This window comes from Hymenobacter sp. BT559, assembly GCF_017571525.1.
In the GTDB taxonomy this organism is placed as follows: Bacteria; Bacteroidota; Bacteroidia; order Cytophagales; family Hymenobacteraceae; genus Hymenobacter; species Hymenobacter ginsengisoli.
In genome coordinates this window covers 17012-39072 of sequence record NZ_JAGETY010000003.1, presented here as the reverse complement: position 1 = coordinate 39072, position 22061 = coordinate 17012, and the positions used below count along the sequence as shown (strand labels likewise).

Below are 22061 nucleotides of genomic sequence, written 5' to 3'. Positions count from 1 at the left end.
AAATGCCCGCTGGGGGCGGGCATTTTCGTAGCTACTAATATTATTGCCCCGTAGGGCCAGCACAGCAGGAAAGGGACAGCGAGCAGAAGCCGGTTTCTGATAGGAAGCAGGCGGCCAATTGCTTACAGGGAGTCCAATCCCTACATCGCTTTCTGGTTTAGATAGTTCTTGGCCAGGTCGTTGAGCTTGGTATCGGTAAACTGCTCTTCGTCGAGGGTTTGGCGCAGCAGCTCGGCGGCCTGGGTATTGCCGAGGCGCTCGGCAAAGTGAGCGGCCGTGCCGTAGCCCGAAATCTCGTAGTGCTCGATGCGCTGGGCTGCCGCAATGAGGGCAGCGTCCATCACCTCGTCGGTGGCGCGCTCCGACATCGTTTCCTGGCCTTCGGCAATCAGACCGGCCATGGCTTTGCAGGTGTGGCCCCCTAGGTCAACACCCAGCGACTGACCGATTTTTTCGAGCCGCTCCACCTGTTTTTTGGTTTCGTGTAGGTGCCTGGTGAAGCCAGCGCGCAGGCGGCCGTCTTTCGCTTTCTCGGCCATCAGGGGCAAGGCTTTTACCAGCTGGCTTTCAGCACTGTATAAGTCTTTGAGCTGCATCTCAAACAGGTCGTCGAGGGTTTCCAGTTTGTCGAACATAAGGAGGTAGGAAGGGTGGGAAAGAAGGTGGCGGCCCATTGGCAGCCGGCTTACATACGCCGCCCCCGGCCGGCACGTTAGCCACGCACGTGGCCCACAGTGGCCTTAGCCCACGGCGCAGCCCGCAGCGCATCTACTTTTGTGCTAGCACCTTATACAGGCAGCGCCAGTTCCGGCTTCGCCGCCGGTTGCAGAAAATACGCAGGGCACAAATACGCGTTAACGCTTACCTAAATCAGCAGTTTTCGCGGGCCCGAGCATCAGCTAGGCGTAGCGGCCTGCGATGGGACGCTTACCAAGCTTGTTGCTTTGCACGGCGGCCCGCGCTCGGCGCCATTGGGGCAGCTCAGCTTGGCCAGGTAGCGCGGGCGAGGCCACGGCGCGTAGCTGACATCGGTATTTTTATCTGAAAAATACGTAGTATTCGCACCGCTGCTGTCAGGCTAGCCGGCGTATAACTGGCTGTATCTGTTTTTCTTTTTTCATTCGCTCCCAGTTCGATGCACAACTCATCATTTCGACTCGCTTTGCTAGGCCTGGCCCTGTCCGGCACACTACTCGCCTCGTGCAGTAGTAAGCAAGACACTGCTGTGGGCACGGGTAATACAGCCGCTTCAGCCAACAGCAATACTACCAGCGCCGACTCCAGTAACACTATGGAGGCCAACACGATGGAGGCCGGCAACGCGAGCAACAACAGCAGCAACGCCGCTGGCACCTCCAGCACGGGCACCATGAGCGGCTCGGGCGGCGGCACTGTCACGGGCTCAGGCGGCAGCACGGGCGGCAACGGCACCCCAAGCGGCTCAACTAAATAACGAAATAACGAAGACTGATTAAACAACTGCTGGCCGACCAGTCTGCGTTGCCGCTACCAAACGCTGTGCTAGCCCCCTCCTACCGGCTATACCGCGAGAAGCGGCCTAGCCGATGCAGCCAACTGCCATACTGCTAAACACGTCAGGCTGCGCGATGCGCAGCCTGACGTGTTTATAGCCCCTACTTTCTTTCTATAGCACTACCAGCTTGCGGGTGGCTACCTCGGTTGCCGTGGCTACCTGCACCACGTAGGTGCCGGCGCCCAGGCCCGCAGGCACTTCGCCGGGGCCACCGCCAGTCAGCTCACGGCGGTACACCAGCCGGCCATTCAGGTCGGCCACGGTGAGGGTGGCGCGGGTACCCGCGGGCAGCTGCACCGTGAAGCTGCCGCCCCGCGTTGGGTTCGGGAATAGCTGCACCTGGGCAGCCAAGGCCGAGCGCACGGCCGTGACCACGCCCGGCGCCTGTATAACCCAGTGCTGGCAGGTGCAGCCGTTGTAATCCCACAGGCCCAGCTGCTGGCCATCGGCCGACGAGGCATTGGGCACTTCCACCACCCGGTTGCCGTAAAAAGCGGCTAGCACATAGGTGCCATCGGCGGCCCGCTCTACGCGAAACTGCTGGCAGTTGAGCGCCGAGCTGGCTTGCAGGCCCAGCTTGGTGCCCGCGTCTTCGACGCAACCAGTCTGGTCGGCGTTGAGGTTGCTTAGCACATTGGTGATTTTATATAGGCCGCTGCCCTGGGGCACGAGTTTCCACTGCTGGCAGGGCTGGCCGGTGGCGGTGCTTTGCACCAGTGCCTGGCCGGCGGCCGTGGTGCAATTGCCGGCGGCCCAGGCCTTGCCGCTGCCTTGGTTGGTGAGGGCGTAGGTGCCAGCAGGCAGCCAGTCCTGGGTAGCCACGGGCCAGCCGGCCGCATCCCAGCTCAGATTGGCGATGGCCAGGGTGGGGGCGCCGTTGTGGCTGCGGTCGTAGTAGTGGTAGGTCAAGTAATTAACGCCATTTTCTACGAACAGGCCCACTTGGCCGGGGCCGATGTAGTTGTCCTTGGCAGTCAGAAAATCGGAGCCACCGCCTTGCAGCAGGTCCACGCCATTCTTGTCCAGAAACGGGCCGGTGGGGCTAGCCGAGCGGCCCATCTGCACGTAGTAGGTGCTCGTAACGCCCGCGCAGCAGATGCCTTTGTTATAAAACAGGTAGTAGTAGCCGCCATGCTGCATCACGTACGAAGCCTCGTTTTCGCACCACGGACTAGCGCCAGCTATGTTTTTGATGTTGGTATCCAGGCGCTTGCCCGTGGTGGGGTCGAGCTGCACGAGCCAGTTGCCGCTCAGGTGCGAGCCAAAGGCCATCCACACCTTGCCCTGCGCATCGGTAAAGACGGCCGGGTCGATGCTGCCCCAGGGCGAAGTCTGGTCCGAATAGACCACCATGCCCTGGTCGGTCCAGGTCGTGAGGTCGGGGCTGGTGGCCAGCCCAATGGCCGACTCGCGCCCGCCCAGCGAGCACGAGTAGTATAGGTAGTATTGGCCGTTCATGAACACGCACTCGGGCGCCCAGAAATTGCCCTTGAAGCCCGGCACGTAAGTGCCCACCCAGCCCGGCCACGTGCCGGCCGCAAACACCGTAGCGGCGGGCTGCCAGTTGATGAGGTCGGTCGAGGTCATGTGGTAAATCTGGTCGCCGGTAGTCCAGATGTGGTACACGCCGTTGCGCTTCACCATCGTGGAGGGGTCGTGCGCGCCGGTGGCGCCTTGCAGGGCTAGCGCCGCGTGGCCCGAAAAGACAGTCAGCACCAGCCAAAGCAAGCGACTAGCCCAGGCACGCAGTGACCTGGGCAAAGAATGGGTAAAATTGCTCATAGCTCAGAAAGGCAGTGGATTATACTCGAATTGACAAACCAAAAAGACCGTCATGCTGCGCTTGCCGAAGCATGACGGTCTAACTTGTCGAGGGCGGAGGCTTCTCTCCTACTTCTTACCCGCTACCCGCAGCACCGTGAAGGAATTGGGGGCTAGCGTGTAGCTGAGCGTGCTGCCTTTCACAGCGAAAGTCGATTCCTGGGGAGCTAGCTTTTTAGGCTCGGCCAGGCTGTTCTGGGTTTGCAGGTCGGCGCTGGCCATTACCTGGGCGCGGCCGGTTTTGGCCAGGCCTTTGGCGCCAGCCAGGTTAATGCTGACGGGGCGCGGGCTGCTGGAGTAGTTCACCAGCTTCACTACCACGTCGCCGGCCGGCTCGTCGGCCACGGCGCTGGCGAAAAGGTTGTCGGTGCCGTTTTTGGCGCCATCGGGCATGGTTACGGGCAGCACTTTGGTGCCCTTGTTGAGGGCGTATAGTTTCTGCACGTAGTAGCTCGGCGAGCCGTACGAGTTCAGGTTATCAAACCAAATCATGTCGGGCGTCCATTGCCAGGCGTCCACGTTGGCAAAGAGCGGGGCGTAGCTGGCCATGCCCACCACATCGGCGTTACGCTCCAGGCCGGTCATGAAGGCCGCCTCCGAAATGGCGCAGTCCCAGGTGTTTTTATTCTCGGGACTACCGATGGCTACACTTTGGGCGGCGTACTCGCCGGCGAAGATTTTGGGGCCGGTGCGGGCATACTTGTCGTAGCGGTCGGCGTGCTCCCGGAACCACTGCGGCAGGGCGTAGTAATGCTCATCGACATACTCAGCCTTGAGCTCGCCGAGGCGCTTGCTGGCTTTGTCAAACAGCTCGCCATCGGGGCTAGGGCCCGCGCTGCTCACGATTTGAATAGTGGGGTACTTGGCCTTTACCGCCTTGGCAAAGGGCTCGTAGCGCTCCAGGTACTGCGGGCCCCACTGCTCGTTGCCGATGCCTATCATCTTGAGGTTGAAGGGTGCCGGGTGGCCCATAGCCACGCGCTTGGCGCCCCAGGGCGAGCTGGCCGGGCCATTGGCAAACTCGACCAGGTCGAGGGCGTCCTGAATAAAAATATCCAGCGACGGGTCGCCGGTGTTGGCGGTGGGCGCATTGGGGCCACCTTTGGTGGCGCTGGCGGTGCCCATGGGGGCTAGCTCGCCCGAGTTGAACTGGCAGGCCATGCCCACGTTGAGGATGGGCAGCGGCTCAGCCCCAATGTCTTCCGACAGCTGGAAATACTCGAAGAAGCCCAGACCGAACGACTGGTAGTAATCGGGCGTCGAGCGGTGCTTGAACTCCATGTTCCAGCGGTTGATAAGCGGCTGGCGGCTCGCCACGTCGCCGATGGTTTCCTTCCACTGGTAGCGCTCCGAGAGGGTGCGGCCCTCCACGATGCAGCCGCCGGGGAAGCGCAGGAAGCCCGGCTTCATGTCTTTGAGCAGCTGCACCAGGTCGGTGCGCAGGCCGTTGGGGCGCTTGTTCCAGGTGTCTTGCGGGAAGAGCGACACCACGTCCAAATCCACCGTGCCCTGGCCATTTACCACCAGCTTGAGGTGCGCTTTGTTGTGCGTAGCGTTGGGCTTGAGCACGGACGTGTACTTCTGCCAGCCCTCGCCGTTGAGCATTATCGGCGCCTGGGCCAGCACCTCGCCCTTCTCCCCCACCAGCACGGCCGTGAGGCCGGCAATGCTGCCGGCGCCGCGCCGGGCGTAGAAGGAAAGGTTATAACCTTCGCCCGCTTTCACGCCCATTCCCCGAAAGCCTTCGTTCTCGATGCCCGCCTCGCCGGTGCCGCCGTTGCGAGTGGTCAGGCGCAGGTAATGGGTGTTGTTCTGACTGATGCCTTGCTCGTTGCGCACGGCGTAGGCATCGAGGTTAAAACCACCCCCTAGCGCCTTCCAGCCAATGAGGCCGGGGTTGATTTCAAACGACTTGTTCTTGACCAGCTCGGGGTACAGCCCGCCGTCGGCCGCGAAGTTGATGTCCTCGAAAAACAGGCCATACATGTTCTTATTGACGGCCGCGCCGGGCTTGTTCACCTGCACGGTGAGGCTGGCCGGGGCCGCCGACTGCGCGCTGGCCGCTAGGGTGCCCAGCAGCGTGAGGCCAGTGGCCAGGGCCGGAAAACGGGAAATACTACGCATAAAAGCAACTAAAAAACAGAGAATAATTACCAAAATTTGACGTACAGCGCCATGATGAGCAGCAGCGTAATCACGATGAGCGCCAGCGTGCTGGGGGCTACTTTAAACTGCCCCGGCTCGACCGGAATGGCCTTGGGGTTGATGGCCGGACCGGCCAGGCTCATCACCACCATCAGCACAAAGGTGAAGGCGAACGACAGGCCCATGCAGATGAGGAAAGGAATCTCATAGCCGCCCTTGCCATTGGGGAAGGCGGTGTAGAGGATGGTTTCGTGCCCTAGCACAGTGGGCGCGTAGTTGTTGAAGAACACCGATAAGATGAAGCCCGACAAAATGCCCGCGATGGCCGCTGGCGCCGTGGTGCGCTTCCAGAAGAGCCCTAGCAGGAACACCGCCACAATACCGGGCGAGATAAAGCCCGTGTACTTCTGAATGTAGGTAAACCCGCCTTCGCCGCCGATACCCAGCAAGTCCTTCCAGGTCAGCAGGATGGCGAGCACCATGGCGGCAAACACCGTGAGGCGGCCCACCCACACCAGCTGCTTCTCGTCGCTTTCGGGCTTGAGGTAGCGCTTGTAGATGTCGAGGGTGAAGATGGTCGAAATCGAGTTGACCTTGCCGGCCAGCGAGGCCACAATGGCCGCCGTGAGCGCGGCCAGCGACAAGCCTTTCAAGCCATTGGGCAAAAAGGTGAGGATGGCCGAATAGGCGTTGTCGGAGTTGAAGACGCCGCCCGGCGACATCTGCGGCTGGAGGCTGCCGTTTTTGTGCAGCACGTAGGCCGCGATGCCCGGCAGCATCACAATCACGGGCATGATGAGCTTCAGCATACCCGCAAACAGGATGCCCGTGCGGGCCGTCTTGAGGTCAGCCCCTAGCGCGCGCTGCGTAATGTATTGATTACAACCCCAGTAGTTGAGGTTTACTATCCACTGCCCGGCCGCGTACATGGCGATGCCCGGCACCATGAGGTACTTGTTGATATCGACCTGGGGCGTGGCGGCCGTGGGCTTGGGGAATATCATGTGGAAGTGGTTGCCCGCATCCTTCATCATGGCGTTGAAGCCCGCGATGGCATCGTGGCCCAGGCCAAACTTCTCACTTACCAGCTTGAGAGCCAGATAGGTAGTGGCTAGGCCCCCAATAATGAGCACGGTCACCTGAATGACGTCGGTGTAGCCCACCACCTTCATACCGCCCAGCGTAATGAGGAGCGCAAATACCGCCAGGGCCACCATAATGAGGTGGAAGGCCTCGCCCCCTCCTACCAGGCTACTGATGGCCAGCGCCCCAAGGTAGAGAATCGAGGTAAGATTGACCAGCACATAGAGAAATAGCCAGAAAATACTCATTATCAGGCTCAGCGCCGAGTTGTAGCGCTGCTCCAGAAACTGAGGCATGGTGTAAATCTTCTGCTTCAGGTAAATCGGCATGAAGAACACCGCCACGATGATGAGCACGATGGCCGCCACCCACTCGTAAGCCGCCACGGCCACGCCCACCTGGAAGCCGTTGCCGCTCATGCCAATGAACTGCTCGGCCGAGATGTTGGAGGCTATCATGCTGGCTCCGATGGCCCACCACGTGAGGGAGCCCTCGGCCAGGAAGTAGTCTTTTGTGCTCATCTGGGCCTTCTGCTTGCTGCGGTACACGTAGTAGCCGTAGGCCGAAACGCCGATGATATAGAAGAGGAACACCCCAAGGTCGAGGGTGTTGAACGCGTTTTGCATAACTAATGCTGCTAAAACAGGGGCGCCAATCTGGCGCTTCCCTAGCCCCGCACAAAAGGCGCGGGGCCCTGAGTAAGAATGGAATGCCGCTTAATACACGCTCACTTTTTGCGTAAACAGCGCTGCCTCGCGGCGCACGCGCACCAGGTAGCTGCCGGCGGGCAGCCCGGCCGCCACGGCCAGCCGGCTTTGCTGCGGGCCAAACTCGTGCCGGTACACGGCCTGCCCCAGCAGGTTGAACACCTCAACCACGGTAGGCCCGCCAGCCCCCTGGTCGAGCGCGATGGTAAAATTGCCCGCCGCAGCCGGCACCGGATAAATCGTGACGCCGCTCAGCCGCTGGGCGGCCGCGGCGGCCAGCGGCGCGCCGGGCGCCGCAAGGGCCCAGCGCTGGCAGCCAAAGCCATTGTAGTACCACAGGCCCAGCTGCTGGCCGGGCGTGGTCGAGCAGTTGGGCACTTCTACCACATTATTGCCGGTGGCCGAGGTGAAGATATAGTCGCCGTTGCTAGCCCGCTCAATGACGTACTGCTGGCACGCGAGGCCATTAGAGGCAAACAGCTGAAGCTTGGTGCCCGCGTCGGGCAGGCAGCCGATAACATCTAGGGCTAGCCCCCCGAGGGCATTCGTGATTTTATAGTAGCCATTGCCCAGGCGCGTAAAGTCCCACTGCTGGCAGGCCAGGCCCGAGGGCGTGCCCTGCGCCACCTGCTGGCCCGACGCGCCGGTGCAGCCCCAGGCGTCCCACACCAAGTTGCTGTTCTGGTTTTTAACCACGTAGCGGCCGGCGGACACCCAGTCGCGGCTCACGGTGGGCCAGCCGGTGCTGCCCCAGGTCAGCTGCGCCAGGCCCAGCTTGGGGGCGCCGTTGTCGTAGCCGTCGTAGTAGTGGTGGCTGAAGTAGGTAACGCCGTTTTCCGTCAGGATGCCAGTGTGCCCCGGCCCGATGTAGCGGCCGGCGCTGCTCAGCAGCGTGGTGCCGCCGTTGGCGTTCAGGTCTTGTCCAGTCTGGTCGAGGTAGGGCCCGGTGGGGCTAGCCGAGCGCCCCACCTGAATGTAGTAGGTGCTGGCGGCGCCCTGGCAGCACGAGCCCCGGTTCACGAACAGGTAGTAGTAGCCGTTGTTGTAGGCTACGTAAGATGCCTCTACCCCGCCGTTGGCCACGGCATACTGCGTACTGGTAGTGAGGGGCTTGCCCGTGGCGGCGTCGAGCTGCGTGATGCGAATGCCGCCGAAGTACGAGCCGTAGGTGAGCCAGAGGTTGTTGCTGGCATCGGTAAACAGGGCCGGGTCGATGGCATTGGGCCCGCCGTTCATATTAGAGCTCGAAATCACCTCGCCCTGGTCTACCCACTTATAGTTGGGGTCGGTGGGGTCCAGGGTCACGTTGGTCGTGAGCCCGATGGTCGACACCTGCGAGCCAAACGTGGAGCACGAGTAGTACAGGTAGTACTTGCCATTCATGAACTTGCACTCGGGCGCCCAGAACGTACCCGCGAAGCCCGGCACCTTACCGTTTATCCAGCCCGGATACGCCGTTTTGGTATACACCGATTTAGCATCAGTCCAGTTGATGAGGTCGGTCGAGTACTTGCAGGCAATGCCGTCGCCGGTACCAAATACCCAGTACGTATTGCCGCTCTTGACAATCGTGGAGGGGTCATGAATGCCGAGCGCGCCTTGCAGCGCCCAGGCCGGCACGGCTAGCCAGGCCACCAGCACCGACGCGAGCAGGACGATACGCCGGGCGCGCAGCAGTAAAAATGTGAACATACCGGGTGGGAAAGGAAGAGTACTAAAACACATTAGGCCGCTGCTAGCCCCTGGCAGGGCTGGCAGCGGCCGGCGTGCACTAGGCTAGTAGCCTGGGTTTTGCTTGATATTAGGGTCGATGTCGATGTCGTTCTGCGGAATGGGCAGCAGCTTCGACTTGCCTAGCACGAAGTTGTTGAAATCAGGGTCTTTGGCGATGAGGTAGTTCAGGCCGGCCTGGTTGTCGAGCAGCCCCCAACGGTTGATGTCGAACCAGCGCTGGCCTTCGCCGGCCAGCTCGCGGGCGCGCTCATCGCGCATGTAGAGGCGCAGGCTGGCCTGGTCGTAGTTGGCCGCCGAGATGGGGGCTAGCCCTACGCGGGCGCGCACCTGGTTCACAAGTGGCACGGCCTGGGCGGTTTGGCCCAGTTCGTTTAGGGCCTCGGCCTGTAGCAGCAGCACATCGGCGTAGCGAATAACCCGGAAGTTGATGCCCGAAGTGAAGTTCTCGGGCGTAGTACGGGTGCGGTCGTTCAGGTACTTGCGCCAGTACTGCTGGCTAGGGTTGTAGCCCAGCTCGGCGAAGGTTTTGCCGTAGAAACGGTCTGGGTTGAGGACGCTGATGATGGAGATATCACGGCGTGGGTCGATGGCGTGCTTCTTGGTGCCGGGCACCAAGGCCACCGTCGAGTCGGTGTAGGCCGCCGTGAGCCACTGGCGGGGCTGCACGTCGGCAAACGAGTAGATAGGTGGTCCAAAGAAGTTGGGCCGGTCGTAGCCTTCTGATGAGCGCGAATTGTCCTGGCCCTGGCCCACGTCGAGCACTGCCCCCGAGTACTGCACTTCAAACAGCGACTCGCTGTTGTTCTCGTTGGTTTCGGTGAAGTTGTCGAGGTAGTTCGGCACCAGCGAATACTGGTTCGAGTTGATGATGGTCGTAAACAGCGCCGAAGCCTCGGTGTACTTATGCTGCTGCATGTACATCTTGGCCAGCAGGGCCTGGGCGGCGCCCTTGGTCACGCGTCCCTTGTCGGCCGAGCCGTAGCTCAGCGGCAGGTCTGGAATGGCGGCTTGCAGGTCGGCAATCACCTGGGCCTCTACCTGGGCCGGGGTGGCCTGCGGGGCACGGGTATCGGCCGTCGATTCGGTGACAATCAGCGGCACATTGCCGAAAAACGAATCCAGGTCGAAGTACATCAAGGCCCGAATAAAACGCGTTTCGGCCAGCAGGCGCGCCTTCAGGGCGCCGTCCATGTTGATGTCCGGGATGTGGGTAATTGCTTGGTTGGTGCGGAAGATGGTGCGGTAGTAATCGTTCCAGGCGAAGGAAGAAATGAAGAAGTTGTTATTGGCCTGGATGAAACGCGTGAAAATAGCCAGCTCCACGAAGGGGCTCTGGCTGTACGACTCATCGGAGCGAGCCGTGATAAACTGCCACGAGTGGCCGTAACAGGCATACTGTTGCACGCCCGAGTAGCAGGCAATGACCCCCTTATTGGCATCGTCAGCCGTGAGCCAGAACTGAGCCGTAGAGAGCGTATTTGGGTTGGTTTTATCCAGCAGGTCCTTCTGGCAGCTGGTGGCCGTGGCTAGCAGGCCACCGGCCAACAACAGGGTAGCTATTTTGTGGGATTTCATAAAAAGTAGAGTTTTTCAATGATTAATGGCTAGTGATTAATGGTTAATGTGCTTTATAACAGCAGTTGTAGCTGGTCATTAGCACTCAACCATTAATCATTAATCATTTAGAAGGTGGCCTGCACGCCGGCCGTGAGGGTGCGCACGTTGGGATAGGCGCTGTTGTCGATTCCGCGGCCAAAGTAGCCGGTGCCAGTGTTTTCGGGGTCGAAGCCCGAGTACTTGGTGAAGGTTACCAGGTTCCGGCCCGTCACGTACACCCGCAGGCTGCCAATGGCCGGGGCCCAGCCCAGCAGGTTTTTGCCAAATGTGTACCCTAGCTGCACGTTTTTGAGGCGCAGGTAAGCACCGTCTTCGAGCCAGCGCGTGGTGTAGTAGAGCGAGTTTTGGGCGGCCGACTGGGCCAGGTTGGGGTCGGTGCTGCCGCCTTGCAGCAGGCGCGGCACGCTGTTCGAGTGGTTGTCGGGCGTCCAGGGCTGCACGTCGGCCTCGTAGTTGTTGGGGCCATCATAGCGTTCCAGGGCAAACTTGGCGTTGTTGAAAATCTGGTTGCCCGTGACGCCCTGCCAGAACACCGACACGTCGAAGCCTTTGTAAGCAGCCGTCAGGTTCAGGCCGTATTGCACCTTGGGGTAGGGCGAGCCCACAAATACCCGGTCTTTCGAGTCGATAACTCCGTCGCCGTTAGTATCGGCGTATTTCACGTCCCCAGCCGAGGCATAAGGCTGGATGACTTTGCCATCGGCGCTCTTGTAGGCGTTCACCTCGTCTTTCGACTGGAAGATGCCCGCCATTGGAATCAGGTAGAAAGCTCCCAGGGGCTGGCCGACCGTTTCGATGGTAAGACCCGAGCCATCCGGTATCTGCTGGCCGGCGTTAGGCAAGGCCGTTACGCGGTTGCGGAGCGTGGTCACTGTCAGGTCAGCCCCATACGTAAAGGCTTTTCGGTTTTCATGGTAGCCCAGGGCTAGCTCAAAGCCGCGGTTTTCGAGATTGCCCGCGTTTCGGAACACAGCTCCGCCGAAGTTGCCCAGGTAAACAGGCAACTGCACCGGCGCCAAAGCATAGCGGGTTTCGGCGATGTAGTAGTCGGCCGACAAGCTTAGGCGGTTATCAAGCAGGGCGATGTCCAGGCCGGCATCCTTCGTGCGACGCTCTTCCCACCGGATATCGGGGCTGCTAAGCGTAATCTGAGTGGCCCCGTTGACGAATGCCTGGTTGGTGCCCAGCACGTAGTTCACGCTCTGCGCTACGCTTGGATACGGCAAATACGCTCCGTAATAATTCCCAGCTAGTGCTTCGTTGCCGATGAGACCATAGCTAGCCCGTAGTTTTAGGTTATTAATCTGGGGCAGTGCAGTTTTAAAGAATTCCTCCTCGCTGAGGCGGTAGCCTAGCGAACCCCCGCCAAAGTTGCCCCAGCGGTTTTGCGGCGCGAAGCGCGACGAGCCGTCGCGCCGGAAGCTGCCCGACACCAGGTAGCGGTTTTTGTAGTCGTAGGTGGCTTGTCCGAAAAATGACTGACGGGTGATTTCGCCGTCGGTGCCCCCTACCGAGGCCCCGCCCGGCGTGGTGCCCGCGTCGAGCACAAAGTAGTACTGTGGCAGTGCCGAGTAGCCCTGCGCCTGGGCAAAGGTGTTGTGATACTTGGTATCCTGCTCCGAGTAGCCCACCAGCGCGTTCACGTGGTGGTCGCCGAAGCTCTTGTTGAAGTTCAGCGTGTTTTCAGCCATCAGAAACACGTCGTAGCCCTGGTACTCGCTCAGCGACGTGGTATTGATGGGTGTATTCTGGCGCAGGATACCGGCGCGCTGCGCATCGGCATTGTTGTAACTGTGCCCATCCATAGCCAGGTTCAGCCGGTAGGTCAGAAAATCGAAGATGGAGTAATCCACCGTGAAGTTGCCGGCTAGGCGGTTGTCCGACTGCGTGCGGGTGAGCAGCGTCTGGGCTCCTACTGGGTTAGTGGCGAAGGTATTCTGTATAATATCGCCTTTGCCGAAGCCACCCGAGTTGTTCGGGTCGTACACCGGAATGCTGGGCAGGAACAGCAGCACGTCGATAAATGGCGCCCCGTTGAGCAGTGTCGTGCCGAGGTGCGTGAACTGGGCATTTTCCTGGAAGCGGAAGCGCCCCTTGGTCAGGCCCGAGTTCAGGCGCAAGCTGTAGCGCTTAAAGTCGGGGCCGCGCACGATGCCCTGCTGGTGAAAGTACTCGCCCGACACGAGGTAGTTGCTGGCATACTTGCCATCGGCTGTGCCCCCCGACAGGCTCAGGTTATAGTCTTCGGTGCGGCCAGTGCGAAAAAACTCCTTCTGCCAGTCGGTATCTACATTAGGGTTAAAGGCGCCACCCGGTCCCTTCACGGCACCAGCCAGGCTATTCTGGCCTGCCGCAAGTGGGTCGATTTTCGCGTTAGCGTAGGCCTGCACGGCGCGGTCGGCCCACTGGCTGGCGTTGGTCAGGTTGTAGCGCTTAGAGAGCTGGTCGATGCCCGTGTAGGCATTAAGGCTAATGGTGGGCACGCCCGCCTTGCCGCGCTTGGTGGTAATCTGAATAACGCCGTTGGCCCCGCGTGAGCCGTAGATAGCCGTCGAGGAGGCATCTTTCAGCACGTTGAGCGTGGCAATGTCGTTGGGGTTCAGGTCGCGGATATTGTCGGTCCAGAGCCCATCAATCACGTAAAGCGGGCTGCTGCCGGCAAAACCTGCGCTACCCGGCCCGCGCACCGTAATCACTGGCGTATCACCAGGCCCGCCCGAGCCCTGAATCTGCACGCCCGCCACGCGACCCTGAATAGCCTGCACGGCCGTAGCTACCGGCGTTTTGGTCGCTTCCTTCACGTCAAGCGCCGATACGGCGCTGGTCACATTCTGGCGGTCTTCGGCTAGGTAGCCGACCACCACTACGTCGCTCAGCGAGCGGCTGTCGGGGGCCAGCGCTACATCGACAGTGGTGCGGTCGCCCACCACTACCTCCTGGCTGGCATAGCCGATGTAAGAGAATATCAGCGTAGCGCCGGCCGGGGCCTCGATGGTGTAGCGGCCGTCGGCGTTGGTGGCGGTGCCTACGTTGGTGCCCTTCACCAGCACGTTGACGCCGGGCAGGCCTTGGCCTTTCTCGTCCACGATGCGGCCGGTAACGGGGCCGGCGGCCGGGGTGGTTTTCAGTAGCTCGGCCGGGGCAGAAGCGTGGGCCAGCAAGGGCTGCAGCGGCAGGCAGCTGAGCGCGGCGGGCAGCACGAGCCGCCGCATCTTAGGTACTGACTTTCTCATAGGTGAGAAGGATTGGGTGGGAAAGTGAATTTAAAAAGAAAAGCTGAATACACAATCGATTGTGTAAGTTGATTAAAAAAAATGCCGCCGCGTGGTCTGTATCGTAAGCTGGTAGCCGACCGGCGGGATGGCATGTTGAATCAACGCAACAATAATAAGGGCTTTTCTGAGAATTAACAAAAATAAAACTTTTCAAAAAGTAGCTTAGCAGGCCAAACTATGGCCTTGCAATCGATTTCGGATAGCATGGGGCCATTTTTTAGACCTTGAAAAAAATGCAGCTTCTGTCTGCTGGCCCCCTCATACATTAACGATTGTGTTAACCGTCTAAAAAGAAGTTATATTTCTACCTCAACCTCAGGTGTAGCTACTTGGCATAAAAAGCCAAATCCCCAGCTGGCGCGGCGGGCCAGCTGGGGATTTCGTGCCTAAGTTATGCGCAGGCTACCTGGCCATCGGTACGGCGCTGCTGGCGCTCTCGCCGCGCACCAGGCGCGAATAGAGCGAGAGCTCCTGGTCGAAAAGGAAGCGCAGCAGCACCTTGGTGTAGCTGGTGTGGTGCAGCAGGGGCTCGTAGAACTCGGGCGCCAGCTTGCGCAGCTCGGGCAATTTGTTCCAGGGCACGCCGGGGAGGTCGTGGTGCTCGTTGTGGTAACCGATATTGAGGTGCACCGAGTTGAGGCGGCCGTAGTAGGAAGTCGTTTCCTGGTCGGGGCTGAGCACGAGGTAGTGCTCCTGAATCCAGCGAGCGCCCACCGGGTGCAGGCTCACCGAAAACCAGAAGCTGAAGAACAGGTACAGAAAGGCCGCTGGGCCTAGCCACAGGTACATGCCCACATTGAAGGCAATCTGGGCTATCCAGTTGGCGGCGATATACTTATCAAACGGCACCACGCTGCGGCAGCGGAAGGTGCGCACTACCTGAAATACCGGGAAGAAAAATAGCCAGATAGCCTTACCTACGGCGTAGTGCCGAATCAGCTTGGCCTCGTAGTGGTCGGGTAGGTCGGCATCGTGGTCGAAGTCGCCAAGGGCCGAATGGTGCTTAAGATGATACTTGCGAAAGCTCATGGCCGTCGGAATCACCATTGGTAGGTTGGCCGCAATACCTACGGCGGCATTGGCCCACTGGCCTTTAAATACCAGATTATGCGTAGCCTCGTGCACTATCACAAACAGCGTGTGGCACACGAAAGCCCCTAGCACATAGGCTGCCAGTAGCGACCAGTACCAGGTGTGGCCGTGCAGCAGGTAGGTGGCCAGTACCTGCACCGCCACGCAGCCCGCCGTGATGAGGGCGGTGTTGGCGTTGCGGGTCATGAGGCGCTTCACCTCGGGGTGAGCCCGCAGCAGCTGGCGGGCGCGCACGTGGTGCGACACCGGCTCGGCCGTCGGGGTATAAGCAGTGGGGGCTAGCGCCATATAATCGAGAAAAGGGAAAGCGATGGGAGGCTACTAAGGTACTGCATTTTTGCGGGGCTAGCGCGCAGCTATAGCCCCACCAGCCCCACTTTTAACCTGGCTCCTGGGCTTTTATGCGGGGGTCAAAGGCGAAATTCTCCCACCCTATAATGCTGATTCTCGCAAAGTCGGGGTGGCGGGTGTTCAGCACGTAGTTGTGCTCGTGGGCAATGATGGACGAGGGTACCCGCAGCACGGCCGCCTGCTGGCGGCGGTACCAGTCGGCGCCCAGCGGCTGGCAGCGGGCGTAGGCGCTGGTGGGCTGCCAGTCGGCCGGCAGCTGGGCCAGGGTCAGTTCTTCCACGGCCAGGTCGTCGGGCACGGTAATACGAATGACTTTGAAGAGGCTATTTAAGCCCTCGCCACTGCGATGCACTACGTTTTCGAGGCAGGCCAGGGCGCGGCTGCCAGCGGCATAAATCACGAACTGCCCCCGCAGATTCCAGCGCCCGGCGTTGCCGGAGGCCACCAGCTCGCCGGCATACCTGGCCAGGCAAATGCGGTAGATTTCCACGCGGAGCGGGGCTAGGCGAAGTCGCCGTAGGCAATGCGACTCACCTCCTCGGCTACCAGGTCGATGCCGCCACTCGTTTGGAGCAGGGCTAGCGGAGCCTGGTTATCGAGGCCAAAGGCCGGCTTGCCCAACCAGCGCCGAAAGGCCCCTGCATCGCCAAATACCTCGCCGCCCTGCCGGGCCAGGGCCAGCAATTTCAGCACTTGCTCGCTGGCGGCCGGGGCCAGGCGCTTGTTGGCGTCGCGGTAGGTGCGCAGGGTTTTGGTAGTGGTGTGCAGCAAGTCGGCCAGCTCGTCTACGCTTAGCTGCAGCAGGGTAGCTACGGCAAAAGCGGCCTTGGCCGGCACGCCGGTGCGGGCCTCCATTACTAGGGCAAAAGAGTCGGTGACGACCGTGGCCAGGCTGGCTAGGGCCGCCGGAATGGCGCTGGGCGGATAAGCAGGAGCGGCAAGCATACGCAAGGGAACTGGACTAGCCCAATACAAGCGGGCCAACATTCAACAAAGATGGGAAAATTTTCTTTACTAAACGGAAAAATTTCCCTTTCGTTCCTTTCACTTGTTGGGAAGCTCCTGCCGGCCGCTCGAAGCGCCCCCGAGCGATGCGCGCTAGGGTCGTTCGGAGGCGCTCACTTTGCTCGCCATACCAGCCGATTTCGATGCCTCCCTCCTAGTTGTTCTTTCTGCAGCTGACCTTTGCGCCATGCCCCAGCCTACGCTCCTGCTTATCGACGACGAAAACCGCCTGCGCCAGGTGCTGGCCCGGGTGCTGGAGCTGGAAGGCTACGCGGTGCTGCAAGCCCCCGACGCCCGCCGCGGCATGCAAACCCTGGCCGAGCACGCCGCTGATATCTTGGTCATTCTCTCCGATGTGAAGCTGCCCGATGGCAACGGCGTAGCCCTGCTGCCGCGCTACCAGGCCGCCGCCCCCCTAGCCGAAATCATCCTGCTCACCGCCTACGGCACCGTGCCCGATGGCGTGCAGGCCATGAAGCAGGGCGCCTTCGACTACCTCACCAAGGGCGATTCTGACGACCAGCTCGTGGTAGTAGTAGCCCGCGCCGTGGAGAAAGCCCAGCTGCGCCGCCGCGTGGCCGAGCTCGAAAAGCAAGTAGGCCAGCAGTACACCTTCGACGCTATGATTGGGCACTCGGCGGCCCTTACCAAAGCCAAGACCCTAGCCGAGCGCGTCGCCCCTACCGCTAGCACCGTGCTGCTCGAAGGCCCTACCGGCGCGGGCAAGGAACTGTTTGCGCAGGCTATTCACCAGGCTAGCCCGCGCCGGGGCAAGCCGTTTGTGGCCGTCAATTGCAGCGCCTTTCCCAAGGATTTATTGGAATCGGAGCTGTTTGGCTATAAGAGAGGCGCCTTCACCGGGGCACTGGCTAATAAGAAAGGCCTGTTGGAGGAGGCGAACGGCGGCACGCTGTTCCTGGATGAAATCGGCGAGCTGGACCTGGCCGTGCAGGCCAAGTTTTTGCGGGTGCTCGAAACCCAGGAGTTTACCAAGCTCGGCGACACCAAGCCCACCAAGGTGAACGTGCGCCTCGTGGCCGCTACCAACCGCAACCTGCGCCAGGAAGCCGCCGAGGGGCATTTCCGGCCCGACCTCTATTACCGCCTCTCGGTATTTGAGCTGGCGGTGCCGCCCCTCAGTGCCCGGCCCGACGACGTGGCCCCCCTCGCCCGGCACTTCCTGCAAGTATTCGCCGCCAAGCTGCGCAAGCGCCTGCCTGGCTTCGAGCCCGAGGCGCTGGCCCGGCTAGCCCGCTACCCGTGGCCGGGCAATGTGCGCGAGCTCAAAAACGTGCTCGAACGTGCCGCCATCCTGGCCTTCGACAACCAGCCCTTAACCCTCGACGACCTGCCGCCCGAGTTTCAGCACCTGCCCGCCCCTACCCCCGCCGACCCTAGCGACCGCAGCCTGCGCGCCGTGGAGGCCCGCCACATCGGCCAGGTACTGCGCGAAACCAGCGGCAACAAAATGGAGGCCGCCCGCCACCTCGGCATCGGGGTGAAGACACTTTACCGCAAGATTGAGGAATACGGTCTGGGTCGGAAGTGAGCAGCATATACTCGTTTGTCCTGGCTTCGCTGTGCTCGCAAGAACAAACGAGTGAGGCAAGCTTTTTTGCCCTAGCTATCGGGTCAAAATGACCCACTCGTAGCTAGCCCACCTTACCAAGCCGAAGAATTTCTTACAAAAATAGCCCTCACTATCAATCCGATACCTAAAATAAATACTCCCTTTCCTCAGCCAGGCCCACCTTTCGCTAGCCTTGGTACGTCGGCCCCGCACTAGCGCGGCCCGCCGGCCGTCGCCATGCGCTTACACACCAAAATTACCCTGGGCTTTCTGGCAATGCTGGGGCTGCTGCTCGGCATCGGCTTCTATGCCTACGCCACGCTGGGCCGCCTCGACCGGGCCAACCGGGCGGTGCTCCAGGAGAATTTTTATTCGGTGCAGCTGGGCCAGGGTATGCTGCAGGCCCTCGATGGGCTAGCCGCTAACCCCGCCGACGCACCCGCACTGGGCCGCCTGCGTACCCTGCTGGCCCGCGAAGCCAGCAACGTAACCGAGCCTGGCGAGCGCGTGCTCGTCGATAGCCTCACCCTAGTGCTGGCTAGCTACCCTGGCGCCGCACCAGCCACTACGCAGGCGCAACTGCGCCGCCTCACGCACCGCATGGTGGCGCTCAACGTGGCGGCCCTCACCCGCAAAAACGGCCAGGCCATGCACGCCGCGGCACAGGCCAAAAGTTATCTACTACTCTTCAGCGTGCTGAGCGCGCTGGTGGGGCTGATGCTGGTGGGAAGTGTACCGCAGGCGGCCGTGGGCGGCTTGCGCAAGCTGGCCGCTAGCCTCGACCACGCCACGCGCACCAACTTCGCGGCCACCGTGCCCATCGAGAGCACCGACGAGGTAGGCTCGGTCACAGCGGCCTTCAATCGGCTGCTGGTGCATGTGCAGGACATTCGCAGCCACAGCCTGGCCGATGTGGTGACCGAGCGCAACCGCACCAGCGGCCTTGTACACACGCTCGACGAGCCCGTGTTTCTGCTCGACCCTAGCCGCCGCATCATCGTGGCCAACCCGGCCGCTTGCACCCTGCTCGGGCTGTCAGAAAGTAAAATTCTGAGCCGTCCAGCCACTGAGCTAGCCCAAAAAAATCCGGTGTTTGCGCAGCTGCTGGCCCCGGCGCTACTGCCGGTAGGCCAGCGCCCGGCCGGCCCGCAACCGCTGGCAGTGGTGGGGGCCGACGAGGTCACGGCGCACTACCAGCTGTCGGTGCACGAGGCCGTGGCCTTCAACGAGGCGCGCGACCAGATGGAAGCCGTGGGCACGGTGCTAGCCCTGCGCAACGTGTCGGCCTTCCGCCAGCTCGACCAAACGAAGTCGGACTTCTTGGCCACTGTATCCCACGAGCTAAAGACGCCACTTTCCAGCATCAACTTCAATCTCAAGCTCTTGCACAACCCGCTCGTGGGCGACCTCAACGCCGAGCAGCAGGAGATAGTAGCCACTATTAAAGAAGAAACCCAGCGCCTGCTGCGCCTCGTGGGCGAATTGCTGACCGTGGCCCGCCTCGACGTAGGCCAGGGCATTGCCCTAGCCCCGCGCCCGCTAGCCGTGGCCGACCTCGTAGCCGCCGCCGCTACGCCGCTGCAATTGCAGCTCCGTGCCCGCCACCTCACCCTCGATACCCAGCTGCCCGCCGACTTGCCCGCCATTCGGGCCGACCACGAGAAAACGGCCTGGGTGCTGCTCAACCTACTTGTGAATGCCGTGCGCTACTCGCCCGAACAGGGCCACATTGAGCTGAGCGCCGCCCCTACGCCAGACCAGCGCGCCGTGCGCGTGCAGGTGCAAGACCACGGCCCCGGTATCGCGCCTGAGTATCAGCAGCGCATTTTCGAGCGCTTTGCCCAGGGCCCCGCCCCTAGCCCCGATAGCCTCGCCGATGCACCCGGCACCGGCCTGGGCCTCAGCATCTCGCGCGAGTTCATCACCAGCCAGGGCGGCGAGCTGGGCGTGGAAAGCACCGTGGGCGCGGGCAGCACTTTCTACTTCACGCTGCCCGTGGCCTAGCCCCACGCACCACCCAGCAGCGCATTAATCATTGACAATTAACCACTAATCAGTACACCATGTCCTCCTCCCCGGCCCTAGCCACCGAAGACAACATCCACCTGCGCCGCGTGTCGGCAGCAGGGCTGCTGGTCACGCTCGGCATCATTTTCGGCGATATTGGCACCTCGCCACTTTACGTGTTCCAAACCATCATCGGCGACCGCCCAGTGAGCGAGCTGCTGGTGTACGGCGGCGTATCGGCCGTATTCTGGACGCTCACGCTCCAAACCACCATCAAATACATTCTGCTTACCCTGGAGGCTGATAACCACGGCGAAGGCGGCATTTTTTCGCTTTTTTCGCTGGTGAAGAGCCGGGGGCACTGGCTGCTTTTCCCGGCCATTATTGGCGCGGGCACGCTGCTGGCCGATGGTATTATTACGCCCCCCATCTCGGTTTCGTCGGCCATCGAGGGCCTGAAAATTCTGTACCCGGCGCTCAATACGGAGACCATTGTCCTCATCGTCATTGTCATTATCACGATGTTGTTCACGTTTCAGCAGTTCGGCACCAAGGTGGTGGGCGCGGCATTTGGGCCCATTATGCTGCTCTGGTTTTCGGCCATCGCGGCGCTGGGGCTAGCCCAGATTCTGCACTACCCCGGCGTGCTGGCCGCTCTCAACCCGATGTACGCCATCCGGCTGCTCACCGAGTACCCGAAGGGTTTTTGGCTGCTAGGGGCCGTTTTTCTGTGCACCACCGGGGCCGAGGCGCTGTACTCGGACCTCGGCCACTGCGGTCGCAAAAACATCCGCACGTCCTGGATTTTCGTGAAGAGTGCGCTGGTACTCAACTACCTGGGCCAGGCCGCCTGGACGATGGGCCACGTAGGCCACACGCTAGCCTCTAACCAGAACCCGTTTTTCATGATTGCCCCCAAGTGGGGTATCGTGCCGCTCATTGTGCTAGCTACAATGGCTACCATCATTGCTTCGCAGGCGCTCATTTCGGGTTCTTACACGCTTATCTCCGAGGCCGTTAGCCTGCGCTTCTGGCCCAAGGTGCGGGTGCTGTTCCCCACCGACCAGCGCGGGCAGATTTACGTGCCCAGCATCAACTGGCTGCTGTGGTTTGGCTGCGTATGCGTGCAGCTGTGGTTCAAAACCTCGGAGGCCATGACGGCCGCCTACGGCTTCAGCATTACGGTGGCCATGCTCATGACCAGCCTGCTTCTGATGCAGTACCTGCGCGGCGTGAAGCACTGGGCACTGCCCGTGGTGGGCCTCATCATGCTGGTGTTCCTCACCGTCGAGTTCTCCTTTCTTATCGCCAATATCACCAAGCTCCTCAACCGATTAGGCATTCTGGTTTTTGAGTGGGGCTTGATTTCGATGATGTACGTGGGCTATCGCGGCCGCGAAATCAAGAACAGCCTGCTAAGCCTACTGCCCGTGGCGAGCACCAAGCCCACCTTGCAGGAGCTGAGCCAGGATGAGTCGGTGAGCAAGTATGCCAGCAACCTCGTGTACCTCACGCACAGCAAGAAAGCCGGCGAGCTGGAAAACGAGATTCTGTATTCTATCCTGCGCAAGCAGCCCAAGCGTGCCGACCGCTACTGGTTTATCAATATGAGCATTGCCACCGACCCCTACTCGACCCGCTACGCGGTGGAGGAGCTGGTGTCCGGCGTGGCGTATAAAATCAACTTCCGGCTGGGATTTCGGGTGCAGCCGAGGCTCAACCTACTGTTTCGCCGGGTGCTGGAACAAATGGGCGAGCGCGGCGAAATTGACATCACCTCGCGCTACGACTCGCTGGCCCGCTACCACATGCCAGGCGACTTCCGCTTTGTAGTGCTCGAAAAGGTGTTGAGCTACGATAACGACCTCAGCCTCAAGGAAAGGATTATCCTAAACGGCTACTTTTTCATTAACCGCTTCGCGATTTCTGACCAGCAGCTTTTCGGCCTCGACACTAGCGATGTGGCCCTCGAAAAAGTACCCCTCACCGTCAAGCCCGCCTCGGCTACCCACCACTTGCAGCGCGACGAGCCCGTGCAAGCCCAGGACCCCGTGCCGGTGGCGAGCGTACAGGCCGAGCTAGCCACGGAAAAAATATAAGTAAAAAGGCCGTCATGCTAA

General features: G+C 60.9%; 14 protein-coding genes. 4 read left to right on the top strand and 10 right to left on the bottom strand.

Annotated features, from left to right (window positions below; genetic code table 11):
• Nucleotides 1–140: 140 nt before the first annotated feature.
• A complete protein-coding gene (locus J4D99_RS04745) occupies nucleotides 141–635 on the bottom strand; it encodes a YciE/YciF ferroxidase family protein (RefSeq protein WP_208130568.1) in 495 nt (164 codons plus the stop codon).
• Between the two features lie 500 nt (nucleotides 636–1135).
• On the opposite strand from J4D99_RS04745, the gene J4D99_RS04740 reads away from it, so the two are divergent.
• On the top strand, nucleotides 1136–1453 hold the full coding sequence (locus tag J4D99_RS04740; protein WP_208130567.1) for a hypothetical protein: 318 nt from the start codon (nucleotides 1136–1138) through the stop codon (nucleotides 1451–1453).
• Nucleotides 1454–1645: 192 nt separating this feature from the next.
• Here J4D99_RS04740 and J4D99_RS04735 read toward each other — a convergent pair whose 3' ends face one another.
• The 9 genes from J4D99_RS04735 to J4D99_RS04695 form a co-directional block, all read right to left on the bottom strand.
• Entirely contained in the window at nucleotides 1646–3250 is a 1605-nt protein-coding gene (locus tag J4D99_RS04735) for a family 43 glycosylhydrolase (protein ID WP_208130566.1), read from the bottom strand.
• A gap of 174 nt (nucleotides 3251–3424) precedes the next feature.
• Nucleotides 3425–5479: an alpha-L-arabinofuranosidase family protein gene (locus J4D99_RS04730; protein WP_208130565.1), complete on the bottom strand. Its 2055-nt coding sequence runs from the start codon at nucleotides 5477–5479 to the stop codon at nucleotides 3425–3427.
• A 26-nt stretch (nucleotides 5480–5505) separates the two neighbouring features.
• Entirely contained in the window at nucleotides 5506–7209 is a 1704-nt protein-coding gene (locus J4D99_RS04725) for a sodium:solute symporter family transporter (protein WP_208130564.1), read from the bottom strand.
• A 90-nt stretch (nucleotides 7210–7299) separates the two neighbouring features.
• Nucleotides 7300–8982, bottom strand: coding sequence for a family 43 glycosylhydrolase (locus J4D99_RS04720; protein WP_208130563.1), 1683 nt, complete (start codon nucleotides 8980–8982; stop codon nucleotides 7300–7302).
• A gap of 84 nt (nucleotides 8983–9066) precedes the next feature.
• Nucleotides 9067–10599: a RagB/SusD family nutrient uptake outer membrane protein gene (locus tag J4D99_RS04715; RefSeq protein WP_208130562.1), complete on the bottom strand. Its 1533-nt coding sequence runs from the start codon at nucleotides 10597–10599 to the stop codon at nucleotides 9067–9069.
• 107 nt (nucleotides 10600–10706) lie between these two features.
• Nucleotides 10707–13874, bottom strand: a complete 3168-nt coding sequence (locus tag J4D99_RS04710; RefSeq protein WP_208130561.1) for a SusC/RagA family TonB-linked outer membrane protein — start codon at nucleotides 13872–13874, stop codon at nucleotides 10707–10709.
• 444 nt (nucleotides 13875–14318) lie between these two features.
• Nucleotides 14319–15296, bottom strand: a complete 978-nt coding sequence (locus J4D99_RS04705; RefSeq protein WP_208130560.1) for a fatty acid desaturase — start codon at nucleotides 15294–15296, stop codon at nucleotides 14319–14321.
• A 91-nt stretch (nucleotides 15297–15387) separates the two neighbouring features.
• Nucleotides 15388–15849 (bottom strand): type II RES/Xre toxin-antitoxin system toxin, encoded by a 462-nt coding sequence (locus J4D99_RS04700; protein ID WP_208130559.1) that lies wholly within the window; start codon nucleotides 15847–15849, stop codon nucleotides 15388–15390.
• 11 nt (nucleotides 15850–15860) lie between these two features.
• Nucleotides 15861–16304, bottom strand: coding sequence for an Xre family toxin-antitoxin system antitoxin (locus tag J4D99_RS04695; RefSeq protein ID WP_208130558.1), 444 nt, complete (start codon nucleotides 16302–16304; stop codon nucleotides 15861–15863).
• Between the two features lie 247 nt (nucleotides 16305–16551).
• On the opposite strand from J4D99_RS04695, the gene J4D99_RS04690 reads away from it, so the two are divergent.
• The 3 genes from J4D99_RS04690 to J4D99_RS04680 all read left to right on the top strand — a co-directional run bounded on the left by J4D99_RS04690 (nucleotide 16552) and on the right by J4D99_RS04680 (nucleotide 22040).
• On the top strand, nucleotides 16552–17913 hold the full coding sequence (locus J4D99_RS04690; protein ID WP_208130557.1) for a sigma-54-dependent transcriptional regulator: 1362 nt from the start codon (nucleotides 16552–16554) through the stop codon (nucleotides 17911–17913).
• A gap of 258 nt (nucleotides 17914–18171) precedes the next feature.
• Nucleotides 18172–19938 (top strand): HAMP domain-containing sensor histidine kinase, encoded by a 1767-nt coding sequence (locus J4D99_RS04685; protein WP_208130556.1) that lies wholly within the window; start codon nucleotides 18172–18174, stop codon nucleotides 19936–19938.
• 59 nt (nucleotides 19939–19997) lie between these two features.
• Nucleotides 19998–22040 (top strand): KUP/HAK/KT family potassium transporter, encoded by a 2043-nt coding sequence (locus tag J4D99_RS04680; protein ID WP_208130555.1) that lies wholly within the window; start codon nucleotides 19998–20000, stop codon nucleotides 22038–22040.
• Nucleotides 22041–22061: the final 21 nt, after the last annotated feature.

What these genes read in the sequence shown, in the direction of transcription:
- J4D99_RS04745 (WP_208130568.1), bottom strand. Translation starts at nt 635, where the DNA reads ATGTTCGACAAACTGGAAACCCTCGACGACCTGTTTGAGATGCAGCTC.
- J4D99_RS04740 (WP_208130567.1), top strand. Translation starts at nt 1,136, where the DNA reads ATGCACAACTCATCATTTCGACTCGCTTTGCTAGGCCTGGCCCTGTCC.
- J4D99_RS04730 (WP_208130565.1), bottom strand. Translation starts at nt 5,479, where the DNA reads ATGCGTAGTATTTCCCGTTTTCCGGCCCTGGCCACTGGCCTCACGCTG.
- J4D99_RS04725 (WP_208130564.1), bottom strand. Translation starts at nt 7,209, where the DNA reads ATGCAAAACGCGTTCAACACCCTCGACCTTGGGGTGTTCCTCTTCTAT.
- J4D99_RS04720 (WP_208130563.1), bottom strand. Translation starts at nt 8,982, where the DNA reads ATGTTCACATTTTTACTGCTGCGCGCCCGGCGTATCGTCCTGCTCGCG.
- J4D99_RS04715 (WP_208130562.1), bottom strand. Translation starts at nt 10,599, where the DNA reads ATGAAATCCCACAAAATAGCTACCCTGTTGTTGGCCGGTGGCCTGCTA.
- J4D99_RS04710 (WP_208130561.1), bottom strand. Translation starts at nt 13,874, where the DNA reads ATGAGAAAGTCAGTACCTAAGATGCGGCGGCTCGTGCTGCCCGCCGCG.
- J4D99_RS04705 (WP_208130560.1), bottom strand. Translation starts at nt 15,296, where the DNA reads ATGGCGCTAGCCCCCACTGCTTATACCCCGACGGCCGAGCCGGTGTCG.
- J4D99_RS04695 (WP_208130558.1), bottom strand. Translation starts at nt 16,304, where the DNA reads ATGCTTGCCGCTCCTGCTTATCCGCCCAGCGCCATTCCGGCGGCCCTA.
- J4D99_RS04690 (WP_208130557.1), top strand. Translation starts at nt 16,552, where the DNA reads ATGCCCCAGCCTACGCTCCTGCTTATCGACGACGAAAACCGCCTGCGC.
- J4D99_RS04685 (WP_208130556.1), top strand. Translation starts at nt 18,172, where the DNA reads ATGCGCTTACACACCAAAATTACCCTGGGCTTTCTGGCAATGCTGGGG.
- J4D99_RS04680 (WP_208130555.1), top strand. Translation starts at nt 19,998, where the DNA reads ATGTCCTCCTCCCCGGCCCTAGCCACCGAAGACAACATCCACCTGCGC.